The sequence below is a fragment of the Profundibacterium mesophilum KAUST100406-0324 genome (assembly GCF_009835145.1).
GTDB lineage: Bacteria > Pseudomonadota > Alphaproteobacteria > Rhodobacterales > Rhodobacteraceae > Profundibacterium > Profundibacterium mesophilum.
On sequence record NZ_APKE01000005.1, the window covers coordinates 59,831 to 74,038 of the forward strand.

The window sequence follows — 14,208 nt, forward strand, 5'->3', positions numbered from 1 at the left end:
GGCCAGGCATCGACGACGCGGTCCGCATGCAGGCCGGGACGGAAGGGCCAGGGGGAGGGCCGGGGGAGGGCCGGGGGAGGGCGCCTAGAGGCGCGCGGCGAGCCGCGTGCCCTGGTCGATGGCCCGCTTGGCGTCGAGCTCGGCCGCGACATCGGCCCCGCCGATCACGTGCACCTTCATGCCGGCCGCCTCGAGCTGGTCGGCAAGCGTGCGTTCGGGCTCCTGGCCCGAGCAGAGCACCACCGTGTCCACCGCGATCAGCCTGGGATCGTCGCGCCCGGGGCCGGTCGTGACATGCAGCCCCTGCGCGTCGATGCGCTCGTAATTGACGCCGCCGACCATCTCGACCCCGCGCATGGCGAGCCCGGCCCGGTGCACCCAGCCGCTGGTCTTGCCGAGGCGCCGCCCGAGCTTCTCGGCCTTGCGCTGAAGCAGGGTGACATGGCGCGCGGGGGCGGGAGGGCGCGGTCCCTCAGGCTCCAGCCCGCCGCGATGATCCTGCGGATCGGCGACGCCCCATTCGGCAAGCCAAGCCGGCAGATCGAGGGTTGGGTTGCCTTCCGTGACGAGAAATTCGCTGACATCGAAGCCGATTCCTCCGGCGCCGATCACCGCCACCCTCCGGCCCACCGGGGCGCCGCGCAGCACCGCGCCATAGCCCAGCACGTTGGGCCCGTCCTGTCCGGGGATCGCCGGATCGCGCGGCCGCACGCCGGTGGCAATGATCACCTCGTCATGACCCTTCAGCTCCTGCGGATCGGCGCGATGGCCCAGCCTGACGGCAACACCCTTCTCGCCGAGCATCGTCCTGTACCATTCGACGAGCCCGTGGAACTCCTCCTTGCCGGGCACCTGCCGCGCGAGATTGAGCTGCCCGCCGACATCCTGGGCCTGTTCGATCAAGGTGACGTCATGGCCGCGCTCCGCCGCCGTCAGGGCCGCCGAAAGACCGGCAGGCCCCGCGCCCACGACGGCGATCCGGCGCCGTGTCCGGGCCGGCGCGACCACCAGCTCGGTCTCGTGGCAGGCGCGCGGATTGACGAGGCAGCTCGAGAGCTTGCCGCCGAACGTATGGTCGAGGCAGGCCTGGTTGCACGCGATGCAGGGAGCGATCGTGGCGGCGCGCTCCGCCTGCGCCTTGGCCACGAAATCGGGATCGGCGAGGAAGGGCCGCGCCATCGAGACCATGTCGGCGGCGCCTTCGGCGAGAAGCGCCTCGGCGACCTGCGGCGTGTTGATCCGGTTGGACGTGATGACGGGGATCGAGACCGCGCCCATCAGCTTGGCCGTGACCCATGCGAAGGCGCGCCGCGGCACCGATGTGACGATGGTCGGGATGCGCGCCTCGTGCCAGCCGATCCCGGTATTGATCAAGGTGGCGCCGGCCGCCTCGACCGCCCCCGCAAGCTGCACCACCTCCTCCCAGCTCGACCCCTGCGGCACCAGGTCGATCATGCTGAGCCTGTAGATGAGGATGAAATCGGGGCCCACGGCGGCACGCACGCGGCGCACCACCTCGACCGGCAGGCGCATCCGGTTCTCGTAGCTGCCGCCCCAGCGATCGGTGCGCTTGTTGGTATGGGTGACGAGGAACTGGTTGAGGAAATACCCCTCGGAGCCCATGATCTCGACCCCGTCATAGCCCGCCGCGCGGGCCCGCTCGGCGGCGGTCACGATATCGGCGATCTGCGTCTCGATGCCTTCCTCGTCGAGCGCGCGGGGCACGAAGGGCGATATCGGCGACTTGATCGCCGACGGGGCCACGCAATCGGGGCTGTAGGCATAGCGCCCGGCATGCAGGATCTGCATCGCGATCTTGCCGCCCTCGTCATGAACCCTCTGGGTGACGCGGCGGTGGTTCTCGATGTCGGCCTCGCCGAACAGTCCCGCCGCGCCGGGAAAGACGCCCCCCTCGCGGTTCGGCGCCATGCCGCCCGTGACCATCAGCCCGCAGCCCCCCGCCGCCCGCGCGCCGTAGAACGCGGCGACGCGCGCCCAGTCCCCGGTTTCCTCGAGGCCGGTATGCATCGAGCCCATCAGAACGCGGTTGCGCAGCGTGGTGAAGCCGAGATCGAGCGGCGCGAGCATATGGGGATACTGGGTCATGCGCAGTCCTTTGAAGGTCGCGGCGAGTGTGGGAAGTCGACGCGCGCATGTCATCCAGAACGCCGCGTAAGCCGCGCCGCGCGGCCCGGCTGACGTGACGCAAGGCGGCCGGCGCGTGCAATGGGGGCCAGTGCGGGGCAGGGGCAGTGCGGGGGAGGGGGAAGGCAGACCGGCGCGGGGACGGCGGGGGCCGGGAAGGGGCAAACCGGCGCGCGGGCCGGGCGGGCCGGAATGCCGGGACGGGGCGCGGCGCGGCGGCACCAGGCGCGTGCGGGCGGTTCCTGCTACCCGGGCCTCACGATCGCTGGCTGCGCCGGAAGGCCCTCTTGAGCAGGTCGAGCTCGGCGCTCAGCCGCTCCAGCTCGCCGCGCAGCTCCGCCTCGAGCACCGTTCCAGCCGCGATCTCGAACCCGCCGAGACGTTCGGCGCCCGGCTGCGCGATCACCGACAGGCTTTGCACCCCGTCATCGATCAGGTGGGCGGGCAGCGGCACGCTCAGCCGCCAGGCCCCCTGCACGGTCTCGTCCGGGGCAAACGTGGCGCCCTCGATCGGGCGGCCGCGATGGCACAGCGCGACATCCGGCGGCACCGCGGGATCGCCGCCCTCGATCCGCGCCTCGAAGACCCCCCGGCGCAGAAGGTGCTCGCCAATACGCAGTCGCACCGCGCCGCTCACAGCATCACCCGGCGGTGGCGGCTGACACGCAGCTCGTCGATGATGATCTCGTTCATCCGTGGCTCCTCCATCAGGATGTCGATCCAGGCGTGGGTGATGCGTTTCTCGTCCAGCTCGGCATAGGCCAGGTCGAATTCCACGCGCTCGGGGCCATGGCCCGCCGCAAGGGTTTTCGCGATCTGCGCGGTATTGGGGCCATGACGGATGTTCAGACGCAGCACAGATGCCGCCGGCCGCTCGCCGCGGCGGCCGATATCGACCCGGAGGACATGATGCGTGCCAAGCCCGGCAAGCGCCTCGGGCGGCAGGTCCACGGCAAGGCTGAGAAAGCTTCCCGAGAAGCCGAAAACCTCGATCCGCAGCGCGCATGGGGCCGCGCCGGGATGCCCGGCACCTTGCGCGGCGCAGATCTCGCCAAGCGGACAGTCATGGAAAAGCGCGATGCCCGGCCCGAGGAGAAGCGGTGCGGGTCTTTCCGTATCGGGGCGCGCGGTACGCGACAGGGACGCATCACGAGCGCACCAGGGCGCCGGCCGCCAATGCCAGTCGGTGCGCGGCGGCAGATCCTGCCGATCGCCCGGCGCGCCGAGGGCAAGGCCGGCCTCGCTGCGCGACAGGACCCGCTGCGCCGCGTCGCGCAGCGCGCGCGCCTCGGCTCGCAGGCGGCGCAGCCGGCCCGCGCCGGCGGGAGGGGACTGCTCGGCAAGGCGGCTCCAGCGGCGCAGCATGAGCCGCTCCGCCCGGCGCAATCCCGTCCTGCCCAGCAGGCCCATCCGCGTTCTCCTCCCCGCAGCCCGCGCGGCCCTACAGGTCCATGTAGATGTGCTTCTCGGCCTTGCCGCCCGGATGCGTCACGGCGCCAAGCCGGGTGGGGCCGACGAGCCTGGCGAATTTCCACACGGCGCCCGAGGCGTAGATCGTCTCGCGCGGGCCGGACCAGGCCGCCTTGCGCTCGGCGAGCTGGGCTTCGGTGAGATCGACCGAGATGCTTCCTCGCACCGCGTCGATGGTGATCACGTCGCCGTCCTGCAGCAGCGCGATCGGCCCGCCCTGCGCCGCTTCGGGGCCGACATGGCCCACGCAAAAGCCCCGCGTCGCGCCCGAGAAGCGCCCATCGGTGATCAGCGCGACCTTCTTGCCCATGCCCTGACCCGAAAGCGCGGCGGTGGTCGAGAGCATCTCGCGCATGCCCGGGCCGCCGGCCGGACCCTCGTTGCGGATCACGAGGACCTCTCCGGGCTCGTATTTGCGGGCCTTGACCGCCTCGAAGGCATCCTCCTCGCATTCGAAAACGCGGGCGGGACCGGTAAAGACCTGCTCCTCGGCGCTCATCCCCGCGACCTTCACGATGGCGCCCTCGGGGGCGACATTGCCCTTCAGGCCGACGACGCCGCCGGTCTTGGTGAGGGGGGCGTCGATGCTGTGGATCACGCGGCCATCGGCGACGCGGTCGATCTTGTCGAGCTCCTCGCCCACCGAATAACCGCTGGCGGTCATGCAATCCTCATGCACCAGGCCGGCCTTGCGCAGTTCCTTCATCACCACCGGCAGGCCGCCGGCATCGTAGAGGTCCTTGGCCACGAACTGCCCGCCGGGCTTGAGATCGACGAAATAGGGCGTGTCGCGGAAGATCTCGCAGACGTCCCCGAGGTCGAAATCGATCCCCGCCTCATGCGCCATCGCGGGAAGGTGCAGGCCGGCATTGGTCGATCCGCCGGTGCAGGCGACGACGCGGGCGGCGTTCTCGAGGCTCTGACGGGTGACGATGTCGCGGGCACGGATGTTCTTCTCGATCAGGGTCATCACCGCCTGGCCGGAGGCCTGGGCGTATTGATCGCGGCTTTCATAAGGCGCGGGCGCGCCCGAGGAGTTGAAGAGCGCCAGCCCGATCGCCTCGGAGACGCAGGCCATGGTATTGGCGGTGAACTGGCCGCCGCAGGCGCCCGCCGATGGGCAGGCGACCCGCTCGAGGATCTCGAGCGCGGCGTCCGACAAGGTGCCGTTCTGATGCCGGCCGACCGCCTCGAACATGTCCTGCACGGTCAGGTCGCGGCTGGCGAAATCATCGGGCACATCGGCCCCTGCGGGCACCTTGCCCGGCAGGATCGAGCCACCATAGAGAAAGACCGACGGCGTGTTGAGGCGGATCATCGCCATCATCATGCCCGGCAGCGACTTGTCGCAGCCCGCGAGCCCCACGAGCGCGTCATAGCAATGCCCGCGCATCGTCAGCTCGACCGTGTCGGCGATCGCCTCGCGGCTGGCCAGGGAGCTGCGCATGCCCTCATGGCCCATCGCGATGCCGTCGGTGACGGTGATGGTGGTGAACTCGCGCGGGGTGCCGCCGCCCGACTTGACGCCGAGCTTGACCGCCTGCGCCTGCCGGCTCAGGGAGATGTTGCAGGGCGCCGCCTCGTTCCAGCAGGTCGCCACGCCGACGAAGGGCTGGTGGATCTGCTCCTCGCCAAGGCCCATCGCATAGTAGTAGGATCGGTGCGGCGCCCGCGCGGGCCCCTCGGTCACATGGCGGCTGGGCAGCTTGGATTTGTCGGTCTTGCCTTTGAGCATGGCGATCTCCCTGGGGTCACTTGGCTTCGGGATAAGCCCTCGAAGGCTGCGCGACAAGCGCGATTGCCCCCGCCCGCGACCGGCGCTAGCCTCGCACGGCTGATCGGGGAGTGGCGGATGGAGACAGGCAGCATGGCCGGGCGCGGCGGGCATGGCGGAACGCGGCCCGGACCCCGGGCCCCCGGTGGCGCCGCGGCAGGACCGCGCTGGCCGGAGCTTTCGGCCTTCGTCCGGACCGCGCGGCGCCGGCCCGCCCTGTGGCGCCTCGGCGCGGGTCTCGTTCTCGGCGCGGCGGTCTACATGCTCTGGGCGGCGCTGACATTCGGCGCGATCTATCTGGTTCTGGGCGCGGAAAGCCTCCTCGACTGGCTCGGCCGGATGAGCCTGCCGCAGACACCGGGAGCGACGTTGCTGCTTCTGTCGACATTCGCGGGGCTGGGACTGGCGCCCATGGCGGCGGCAAGGCTGCTGCACCGGCGCCGCGCGGCAAGCCTCTTCGGGCCGCGCCGACGCCTCGTTCGCGATTTCCTGCGCGCCGGCGCGGCGGTCGCGCTTCTCTACGCTGCCGGCCTTGCCCTGTGGTCCATCGGCTTCGACGCGCGCCAGCAGCTCGAGACATCCCTGTGGCTGAGCCTTCTGCCCGTCGCCCTCGCCGGCGTGCTGATCCAGACGGGTGCGGAGGAGCTTCTCTTCCGAGGCTACCTGCTGCAGCAGCTCGCCGCCCGGTTCCGCTCGCCGCTCGCCTGGATGGTGCTCCCTTCGATCCTTTTCGGCCTGCTGCATTTCGATCCGGGGGCACAGGGGGCCGGGGCATGGCTTCCGGTGTTTTCCGCCGGTCTCTTCGGCCTGATCGCCGCCGACCTGACCGCGCGGACCGGCTCGATCGGCGCCGCCTGGGGCTTTCACTTCGCCAATAACGTGCTTGCGATCCTGGTCCTGGCCACCGAGGGGACGATCACCGGCCTCGCGCTCAAGGTCACGCCCTATGCCCTCGGAGCGCAGGACGTGCCGGACATCCTCGTGCTGGGGGACATGGCGATGATGCTGGCCGCATGGTGGCTTGCGCGGCGTCTTTGCGACGGCCCGCCGCGGCGCGGCGCGGGGTTTGCAATTGCCGCCGCCACCGATTAGGTCGAGGGCAGTTGCCGCCAGAGGTTTGACGCGATGAACTGGATTTCGAATTACGTCCGTCCCAAGATAAACTCGCTCTTCTCGCGCCGCGAGGTGCCGGAGAACCTTTGGTCCAAGTGCCCCGAATGCGGCACGATGCTGTTCCACCGCGAGCTGTCGGACAATCTCAATGTCTGCACGTCCTGTCAGCATCACATGGCGATCACGCCGCGCGACCGTTTTGCCGCGCTCTTCGATGGCGGCGTCTTCGTCGACGTGCCGGTGCCCGCGCCGGTCGCCGATCCGCTGCATTTCCGCGATCAGAAGCGCTATCCCGATCGCCTGAAGAGCGCCCAGAAAGCCACCGGCGAGGCCGAGGCGATGCTGGTGGGCGAGGGCGAGATGGGCCGCAGCACCGTCGTCGTCGCGGCGCAGGATTTCAGCTTCATGGGCGGCTCCATGGGCATGTATGTCGGCAACGCGATCCTCGCGGCGGCCGAACGCGCGGTGGAGCGCCGCTGCCCGCTGATCCTCTTCTCCGCCGCCGGCGGCGCCAGGATGCAGGAGGGGCTCCTGTCACTGATGCAGATGCCGCGCACCACCGTCGCGGTCGAGATGCTCAAGGAGGCCGGCCTTCCCTATATCGTCGTGCTGACCCATCCGACCACCGGCGGCGTCACCGCCAGCTACGCGATGCTGGGCGATGTGCAGATCGCCGAGCCCGGCGCGCTGATCTGTTTCGCGGGGCCGCGGGTGATCGAGCAGACGATCCGCGAGAAGCTCCCCGAGGGCTTCCAGAGGGCCGAGTACCTGCTCGAGCACGGCATGCTCGACCGGGTCACGCACCGCACCGAACTGCGCGCGGAACTCATCACCATCTGCCGGATGCTCACAGGGCTGCCGCCGGCGGTGATGGGCGATCTGCCGGCCCCTGCGGAAGGGCCGGAGGCCGCCTCCACGGCATCGGCGGAGGCCGCGGCGGCGGTCCTGAACGGCGATCCGGCCAAGTGAGCGCGTCCGGCGGCCCGGCAGGGCCCGGCGGATCGGATGCCATCCTCGCGCGAATGATGGCGCTGCATCCCAAGATCATCGACCTGACGCTCGACCGGATGTGGCGCCTGCTCGCCGCGCTGGGCCATCCCGAACGCGACCTTCCACCGGTGATCCACATCGCCGGGACCAACGGGAAGGGCTCGACCCTGGCGATGATCCGCGCCGGCCTCGAGGCGGAGGGGCACCGGGTTCACGCCTATACCTCGCCGCACCTGGTCAGGTTCCACGAGCGCATCCGCCTTGGCGGCGCATTGATCGACGAGGCGCATCTGAGCGCGCTGCTCGATGAATGCTACGCGGCCAATGACGGCGCGCCGATCACCTATTTCGAGATCACCACCTGCGCCGCGCTTCTCGCCTTCGCCCGCCATGATGCCGATTTCACGCTGCTGGAGGTGGGGCTCGGCGGGCGGCTCGACGCGACCAACGTGATCGAACGTCCCGCGCTGACGGTGATCACGCCCGTCTCGATCGACCATCAGCAATATCTTGGCGAGACGCTTCCCGAGATCGCCGGCGAGAAGGCCGGTATCCTCAAGCGCGGCGTGCCGGCCATCGTCGCGCGGCAGGAGGAGGCGGCGCTCGGCGTGATCGAGGCGCGCGCCGCGCGGCTGGGCGCGCCCCTGTTGGCCCGGGGTCAGCATTGGCATGGCTGGATCGAGCGGGAGCGTATGATCTTCCAGGACGAGCGCGGATTGCTGGACCTGCCGCCGCCCGCCCTCGTGGGCGCCCACCAGGTCGACAATGCAGGCACCGCCCTGGCGGCATTGCGCGCGCTGGACGTCTCGCAGGAGGGCTGCGCCGCGGCGATGCGCGATGCGCAGTGGCCCGCGCGGATGCAGCGCCTGCGCGAAGGGCCGCTGGTCCGGGCCGCCCCCGAGGCCGAGCTGTGGCTCGATGGCGGGCATAACCGCGCCGCCGGGCAGATGCTCGCCCGCGCGCTTGCCGCCCTGCCGCAGGGCCGGCCCGTGCACCTGGTCTGCGGGATGCTCGCCACGAAGGATGTCGCCGGCTACCTCGCTCCGCTGGCAGCCGAGGCGCGCGGACTGCACGCGGTGGAGATCCCCGGCGAGACCGCGACCCTGCCTGCCGCCGCGACCGCCGCTGCCGCCACCGCCGCCGGGATCGCGGCGCAATCGGCGCCGAGCGTGGCGCAGGCGGTCGCCGGGATCGCGTCGAAGGCGCCGCATGCCCGGATCGTCATCTGCGGCTCGCTCTATCTCGCCGGCCAGGTGCTGCGCGACAACGGCTAGCGCCGCCGCGCGAGCTCAGTCCCCCGTGCCCCAGCCCTCGGACTGCATCTCGCGCAGGCGGCTCGCGGTGCGCTCGAATTCGAACAGGCCCTCGCCCTCGACATAGAGATCCTCGGGGGGAGCGGCGGCGCTGATCACCACCTGCCTGCGTGCCTCGTAAAGCGCGTCCACGAGGGTCACGAAACGGCGCGCCTCGTTGTAGTTCTCGCTCGACAGGAGCGGCACATTCTCCAGCATCAGCACCCTGACCGCCTCGGCCACCGCGAGGTAATCGGCAGCCCCGAGGGGCCGCCCGCAGAGATCCCAGAAATCGCAGCGCGCCACCCCCGACGCCGCCTGCGCTAGGACCACGTCGCGGCCCTTGATCCGCAGCGTCAGCGGAGCGCCGCCGCCGCCCGTCAGCTCCTCCCAGAGGCTGTCGACGGCCATGCGCGCGGCCTTGTCCGCCGGGTGGAAATAGACCTGCGTCCCGCCGATCCGGTCCTGCCGGTAATCGCGTTCGGCGGCGAGCTCGTGGATCTCCAGCCGCTCCTCGAGAAGGGCGATGAACGGGGTGAAGAGCTGCCGGTTCAATCCGTTCTTGTAAAGGTCGGATGGCGGGCGATTGGATGTCGCGACCACCGTGACGCCCGCTTCGAAGAGTTTCTCGAAGAGGCGCCCGACGATCATCGCGTCGGTGATGTCGGTGATCTGCATCTCGTCGAAGCACAAAAGGCGCAGGCCGTCGGCGATCTCCTCGGCGACGGGGCGGATCGCGTCATCGGTCCCGGTCTTGCGGGCCCGCGCGATCCCGGCATGGATCTCCTGCATGAAGGCGTGGAAATGCACCCGCCGCTTGCCGGCGAGGGGCGCGGCCTCGAAGAACATGTCCATCAGCATCGACTTGCCGCGCCCCACGCCCCCCCACAGGTAGAGCCCGCGCACCGGCTCGGGCGCGGCACGGCGCGAGAAGAGGCCGCGGGCCCGGGGAGGCGGGGCGGCCAGCGCGTCCAGCATGCGCTGGAACCCGGGGATCAACGCCTGCTGGGCGGGATCGGGCTGAAGCCCTCCCGTCTCGATGCGGCGCGCGTAGATGTCCTGAAAGCTGCTATCCATGGGCGGCTTCCTACTCCCGCGGGGGCGATCTTGTGAAGCGCCGGCATCATCTTTCGTGACGGGCCGGCGGACAAATGACGTTTTGACAAGGCGCGCCGCCGCAGCACTATGGCCGCCATGACGCATATGGCTCCACCATCCGCTCCCACCCGCCCCGACCGGCTGATCACGCCCGTTCTGCTCGCCGGCAGCCTCATCTTGCTCGTCAGCTTCGCGGTCAGGGCCTCCTTCGGCGTCTTCCAGATTCCCATCGCCGAGGATTTCGGCTGGCCCCGCGCCGAGTTCAGCCTCGCCATCGCCATCCAGAACCTCGCCTGGGGGTTCGGTCAGCCGGTCTTCGGCGCGCTCGCCGAGCGGATGAGCGACCGCAAGGCCATCGTCCTGGGTGCCGTGCTCTACGCATCGGGCCTGGTGATGAGCGCCTTCGCCGTCACCCCGCTCGGTCATCAGCTTCTGGAGATCATCGTCGGTTTCGGCATCGCGGGCACGGGATTCGGGGTGATCCTCGCCGTGGTCGGGCGGGCCTCGAGCGACCGGCACAGGGCGATGGCCCTCGCCGTCGCGACCGCGGCGGGCTCGGCGGGGCAGGTCTTCGGCGCGCCGGTGGCCGAATGGCTGCTGGGCTACTGGCACTGGTCGTCGGTCTTCATCGCGTTCGCCGGGGCCGTGCTTCTCAGTCTCGCGGTCCTGCCGGCAATGCGCGCGCCCGAGCCGGCGGGCCGGGCGGAGTTGCACGAGACGATGGGCGCGATCCTGGGGCGCGCGCTGCGCGATCCGTCCTATGCGATGATCTTCGCGGGATTTTTCTCCTGCGGCTACCAGCTTGCCTTCATCACCGCCCATTTCCCCGCGCTCGTGACCGAGGCGAGCGCGGCCATCGCGCCGCAGGGCCTGCTGGCGCAGCTCGGGATCACCGACACCGCGCGGCTCGGGGCGGTGTCGATCTCGCTGATCGGGCTCTTCAACATCGCCGGAACGCTCGGCGCCGGCTGGGCTGGGAGCCGTTACAGCCGCAAATACCTGCTCAGCGCGATCTATACCGGGCGCACCCTCGCCGCGGCGATCTTCATCCTGCTGCCGATAACCCCGGCGAGCGTCCTCGTCTTCTCGGCGGTCATGGGCACGCTCTGGCTGGCGACGGTGCCGCTGACGGCGGGGCTGGTCGCGCATCTCTTCGGGCTGCGCTACATGGGCACGCTCTACGGACTGGTCTTTTTCAGCCATCAGCTCGGCAGCTTCATGGGCGTGTGGCTGGGCGGCAAGCTCTATGACGCGACCGGCGATTACACCGCCGTGTGGTGGCTCGGGGTGGGCGTCGGGGCCTTCTCGGCGCTGATACACCTGCCGGTGCGCGAGCGCCGCGCCCCCGCCGCCGCATGACCCCGGCGCGTGGTCCCGCCGCCTTACCAGCGCCGCACCGGCATCGCGAAAAGGGCATCAGTTTTCCAGGAGCCGGGCCGCCGCCCGCCCGGCCGCGCGCCCCGTGGCCATGCTCGCGGTGAGAAGATAGCCGCCGGTGGGCGCCTCCCAGTCGATCATCTCGCCGGCAGCGAACATGCCCGGATGGTCCATGAGTTGCAGATCGGGCCCAAGGGCGCCCCAGCCCAGGCCGCCGGCGCTCGATATGGCCTCCTCGAGGGGGCGCAGCCCGTCATGGCGCAGCGGCAGTGCCTTGAGCATGGCGGCCAGTTCCGGCCCGCGCGTGAGCGGGCGCGCGAATTCCATCACGAGCGCAATCTGCGCGGGCGTCAGGTTCAGCGCACGGCGCAGCCAGGCTGTCGTGCTCGCCTTGCGGGGGCCGGATGACAGCCGCGCGTGCACGGCCTCGACCGGCAAATCGGCAAGCAGATCGAGATGCAGCGGCGCCCCCTCGCGCACGGCGCGGCTCATGGCATAGATGCCGCCGCCCTCGAGGCCACGGCGCGAGATCACGAATTCGCCCCGGTGACGGTGCGGGCCGGCGAGAAGCGCGCCGCCCTTCACCGGGCTTCCGTAATGGCGGGCCATATGCGTCGACCAATCCACCCGCAGCCCGGCATTGGCCGGGGCGAAGGGATGGACCGGCACATCCGCCGGCACGAGCCGCGTCCACTGCCCGTCGGAGCCGAGGCGCGGCCAGCTTGCCCCGCCGCAGGCCAGGACCGCCGCCCCCGGTGAAAGCGTCACCGGCCCGCCGGGGGTGTCGAAGTCGAAGCGGCCCTCCTCGAACCCGCGCCAGCGCCAGCGCCGGCGCAAAACCGCGCCATCGCGCTCCAGACGCGCGAGCCAAGCCCGCAGCAGGGGAGAGGCCTTCATCGCGACGGGAAAGACGCGGCCGGTGCTGCCGGTGAAGAGCGGCTGTCCGAGCGCCTCCGCCCACGCCATCAGCTGCGCCGGCCCGAACGCCTCGATATGGGGGCGCAGCTGTTCGGCCCGCGGGCCGTATGCCGGCAGGCAGCGCTCGAGCGGCTCGTCCTTGGTCAGGTTCAATCCCGATTTTCCCGCCATCAGGAACTTGCGTGCGGGGGAGGGCATCTGTTCGGCGACGAGGACGCGCAGGCCGGCCGCGGCGATCTGCTCGGCGGCCATCAGGCCCGCCGGTCCCGCGCCGATGACGAGCGCGAATGCCGCACCCTTTGCCCCGCCGCCGCGGCCGCCCCATATGTCATCCATGCGCCGTACCCCTTCCTCCCGCCGGGGCGATCCGCCCTCCCACGATATCCCGCCCGGTGATGCCGGCGATCCCGTCTGTCCGCTTTGCGGCAGGCCGATTCCGCCGGATGTGCGCCAGAGCCTGCATCATCTCGTGCCCAGGCTGCGCGGCGGCAAGGGCGGGGCGGTGGTCCTGCTGCACCAGATCTGCGGCCTTAGGTAGCAAACGCACCAAAGCACAAACCAGCTAGATTTTTCCGTCTTAGTAGTTTTACCTTTCACAGGCAGTGGGAGGGCATATGTCGCAGACTTCGTTAGTTCTTTTCATTGATCTTAAACCAGATGCCAAAGTTGACCTCAGATCGGCGGCTCGCGCGGCGATAGCATGGGCCGACACGATTGAACGGGTCGGGGAGTACGTTGACCCGTTCGCATCACCTCAGGTCGATCTCGTAAGCTCAGAACCTGGGAGCCAAAGGATCAAGGCTCTCATTCGTTCGATAAGTTCGGACCCGAAGTCTGACGTTCGCACCGCTGTAATCGTCGCGGCGCTGTTTATCGCTAAGGTAAGCGTCGCGTGGGGCTGGGAGCAGCTTTTAGAATTCATCAAAGGGCCTGATGCTCCTGAGAGCGTCCAGCAGTTATCCGAGGAAGAGATGGTCGAGCTTGCCAAGCAAGTTGCCCAAGCCATCAGGAATGAAGTTGGGGTGAAACCCGCTCGACGTGTTTTTCAGGAGCTCAACAACGATGAGCGTGTGGTCGGCGTTGGCGTCACAGGTAGGGATGGCGCACGACCAGTTCACATCGTCACAAAACCAGATTTCCCCACTCAGTTCACGGAAGAAGACGGCACAGAAAGCGAGCAGCGCGTCAAAGTCGAAGAAGTCGAGCTGATACTATTGAGAGCGGTTCTTACAACTGAGACGACGAAGAGGTGGGGCTTTCGCGGACCGTTCGGGAACTTTGGGGCCAGCATAAAAGACCAAGCGTTTCTTGATCGCCTGGCTTCCGGAGCGCTGAACGTTCCGATGCGAGAAGGCATCATCTTAAAGGTTCTCTTGGAGACTACGGAAGAGCGCAAAGACGACGTTTGGAAGCCTAAAGAGCACGTAGTACAACGAGTGCTTCATGTAAGCCCGCCGCCTTACCAACCGAGCGTACTACCGGGACCGTAGAAACCAGATTCCGCCGACCACTATTAGGAAGGCAAGCCCAACGGAAGCCCACAGGTTGATGGCTTGAACGACGCTTAAAACTCCGAAGATCAATGCCGCAGAGATCAGAGGCGTAGCCCACTGCCTACACCTATCGCTTTGATTTTTATTGGCATTTTCTATCATGGTTACAACTCTATACGCGCTACCTGTATAGCATGTAGAGCCTCGAACAGAAAGGCCGCACTGAACTTCCCGCGAGACAGTTTATTGCGGACATTCGCTTCTTTGTCTTCGATCCGCTCAGCCAGTTGCGCGTAGGTCACGCCCTGCCGCTTCAGCTCGGCTTTCAGAAGGTTTGCCGCCTTCCGCTCCCACTCTGTTTGCTCTGCCATGGTCCGCCCGTGTAGCTAAATGCATTGTATTCGATACATATGCACTTGTAGGAGATACCTCAACGTACTATATACGATGCATAGTATCCCTCCGCCGGAGGCCGTCTGACGGGATTTCGGCGTCGGTGATAAGTCCGACCTTATGGCCGACCATAAGTTCAGACCCG

12 protein-coding genes and 1 pseudogene are annotated in these 14,208 nt (G+C 68.8%); 6 read left to right on the plus strand and 7 right to left on the minus strand.

The window, feature by feature from the left end:
- Positions 1-84 precede the first annotated feature (84 nt).
- The 4 genes from PMES_RS01825 to ilvD form a co-directional block, all read right to left on the minus strand.
- Positions 85-2,106 carry an NADPH-dependent 2,4-dienoyl-CoA reductase gene (locus tag PMES_RS01825; RefSeq protein ID WP_159963831.1) on the minus strand — a complete coding sequence of 674 codons (2,022 nt, stop codon included), beginning with the start codon at positions 2,104-2,106 and terminating at the stop codon, positions 85-87.
- A gap of 295 nt (positions 2,107-2,401) precedes the next feature.
- Positions 2,402-2,770 carry a hypothetical protein gene (locus PMES_RS01830; protein ID WP_159963832.1) on the minus strand — a complete coding sequence of 123 codons (369 nt, stop codon included), beginning with the start codon at positions 2,768-2,770 and terminating at the stop codon, positions 2,402-2,404.
- Positions 2,771-2,778: 8 nt separating this feature from the next.
- Positions 2,779-3,555 carry a DUF6478 family protein gene (locus tag PMES_RS01835; protein ID WP_159963833.1) on the minus strand — a complete coding sequence of 259 codons (777 nt, stop codon included), beginning with the start codon at positions 3,553-3,555 and terminating at the stop codon, positions 2,779-2,781.
- A 31-nt stretch (positions 3,556-3,586) separates the two neighbouring features.
- Positions 3,587-5,350 carry a dihydroxy-acid dehydratase gene (ilvD, locus tag PMES_RS01840; RefSeq protein WP_159963834.1) on the minus strand — a complete coding sequence of 588 codons (1,764 nt, stop codon included), beginning with the start codon at positions 5,348-5,350 and terminating at the stop codon, positions 3,587-3,589.
- Positions 5,351-5,467: 117 nt separating this feature from the next.
- On the opposite strand from ilvD, the gene PMES_RS01845 reads away from it, so the two are divergent.
- The 3 genes from PMES_RS01845 to PMES_RS01855 are packed head-to-tail and all read left to right on the plus strand — an operon-like array spanning position 5,468 to position 8,766.
- Entirely contained in the window at positions 5,468-6,481 is a 1,014-nt protein-coding gene (locus PMES_RS01845) for a CPBP family intramembrane glutamic endopeptidase (RefSeq protein WP_159963835.1), read from the plus strand.
- A gap of 33 nt (positions 6,482-6,514) precedes the next feature.
- Positions 6,515-7,471 carry an acetyl-CoA carboxylase, carboxyltransferase subunit beta gene (accD, locus tag PMES_RS01850; protein ID WP_159963836.1) on the plus strand — a complete coding sequence of 319 codons (957 nt, stop codon included), beginning with the start codon at positions 6,515-6,517 and terminating at the stop codon, positions 7,469-7,471.
- A gap of 53 nt (positions 7,472-7,524) precedes the next feature.
- Positions 7,525-8,766, plus strand: coding sequence for a bifunctional folylpolyglutamate synthase/dihydrofolate synthase (locus PMES_RS01855; protein WP_159963843.1), 1,242 nt, complete (start codon positions 7,525-7,527; stop codon positions 8,764-8,766).
- A 15-nt stretch (positions 8,767-8,781) separates the two neighbouring features.
- Here the strand turns inward: PMES_RS01855 and zapE are convergent, their stop codons facing one another.
- Entirely contained in the window at positions 8,782-9,861 is a 1,080-nt protein-coding gene (gene zapE, locus PMES_RS01860) for a cell division protein ZapE (protein WP_159963837.1), read from the minus strand.
- 126 nt (positions 9,862-9,987) lie between these two features.
- Here zapE and PMES_RS01865 point away from each other — a divergent pair, with 126 nt between their 5' ends.
- Positions 9,988-11,241, plus strand: a complete 1,254-nt coding sequence (locus PMES_RS01865) for an MFS transporter (RefSeq protein WP_159963838.1) — start codon at positions 9,988-9,990, stop codon at positions 11,239-11,241.
- Between the two features lie 57 nt (positions 11,242-11,298).
- Here PMES_RS01865 and PMES_RS01870 read toward each other — a convergent pair whose 3' ends face one another.
- Entirely contained in the window at positions 11,299-12,513 is a 1,215-nt protein-coding gene (locus PMES_RS01870) for a TIGR03862 family flavoprotein (protein ID WP_159963839.1), read from the minus strand.
- On the opposite strand from PMES_RS01870, the pseudogene PMES_RS16630 reads away from it, so the two are divergent.
- Positions 12,512-12,703 (plus strand): annotated as a pseudogene (locus PMES_RS16630) (hypothetical protein); the annotation flags it as partial. The gene PMES_RS01870 and the pseudogene PMES_RS16630 sit on opposite strands and share 2 nt — an antisense overlap.
- A gap of 88 nt (positions 12,704-12,791) precedes the next feature.
- A complete protein-coding gene (locus PMES_RS01880) occupies positions 12,792-13,667 on the plus strand; it encodes a hypothetical protein (RefSeq protein WP_159963840.1) in 876 nt (291 codons plus the stop codon).
- A 167-nt stretch (positions 13,668-13,834) separates the two neighbouring features.
- Here PMES_RS01880 and PMES_RS01885 read toward each other — a convergent pair whose 3' ends face one another.
- Entirely contained in the window at positions 13,835-14,041 is a 207-nt protein-coding gene (locus PMES_RS01885) for a DUF6471 domain-containing protein (protein ID WP_159963841.1), read from the minus strand.
- Between the last annotated feature and the right edge of the window lie 167 nt (positions 14,042-14,208).

What these genes read in the sequence shown, in the direction of transcription:
- PMES_RS01825 (WP_159963831.1), bottom strand. Translation starts at nt 2,106, where the DNA reads ATGACCCAGTATCCCCATATGCTCGCGCCGCTCGATCTCGGCTTCACC.
- PMES_RS01835 (WP_159963833.1), bottom strand. Translation starts at nt 3,555, where the DNA reads ATGGGCCTGCTGGGCAGGACGGGATTGCGCCGGGCGGAGCGGCTCATG.
- ilvD (WP_159963834.1), bottom strand. Translation starts at nt 5,350, where the DNA reads ATGCTCAAAGGCAAGACCGACAAATCCAAGCTGCCCAGCCGCCATGTG.
- PMES_RS01845 (WP_159963835.1), top strand. Translation starts at nt 5,468, where the DNA reads ATGGAGACAGGCAGCATGGCCGGGCGCGGCGGGCATGGCGGAACGCGG.
- accD (WP_159963836.1), top strand. Translation starts at nt 6,515, where the DNA reads ATGAACTGGATTTCGAATTACGTCCGTCCCAAGATAAACTCGCTCTTC.
- PMES_RS01855 (WP_159963843.1), top strand. Translation starts at nt 7,525, where the DNA reads ATGATGGCGCTGCATCCCAAGATCATCGACCTGACGCTCGACCGGATG.
- zapE (WP_159963837.1), bottom strand. Translation starts at nt 9,861, where the DNA reads ATGGATAGCAGCTTTCAGGACATCTACGCGCGCCGCATCGAGACGGGA.
- PMES_RS01865 (WP_159963838.1), top strand. Translation starts at nt 9,988, where the DNA reads ATGGCTCCACCATCCGCTCCCACCCGCCCCGACCGGCTGATCACGCCC.
- PMES_RS01870 (WP_159963839.1), bottom strand. Translation starts at nt 12,513, where the DNA reads ATGGATGACATATGGGGCGGCCGCGGCGGCGGGGCAAAGGGTGCGGCA.
- PMES_RS01880 (WP_159963840.1), top strand. Translation starts at nt 12,792, where the DNA reads ATGTCGCAGACTTCGTTAGTTCTTTTCATTGATCTTAAACCAGATGCC.
- PMES_RS01885 (WP_159963841.1), bottom strand. Translation starts at nt 14,041, where the DNA reads ATGGCAGAGCAAACAGAGTGGGAGCGGAAGGCGGCAAACCTTCTGAAA.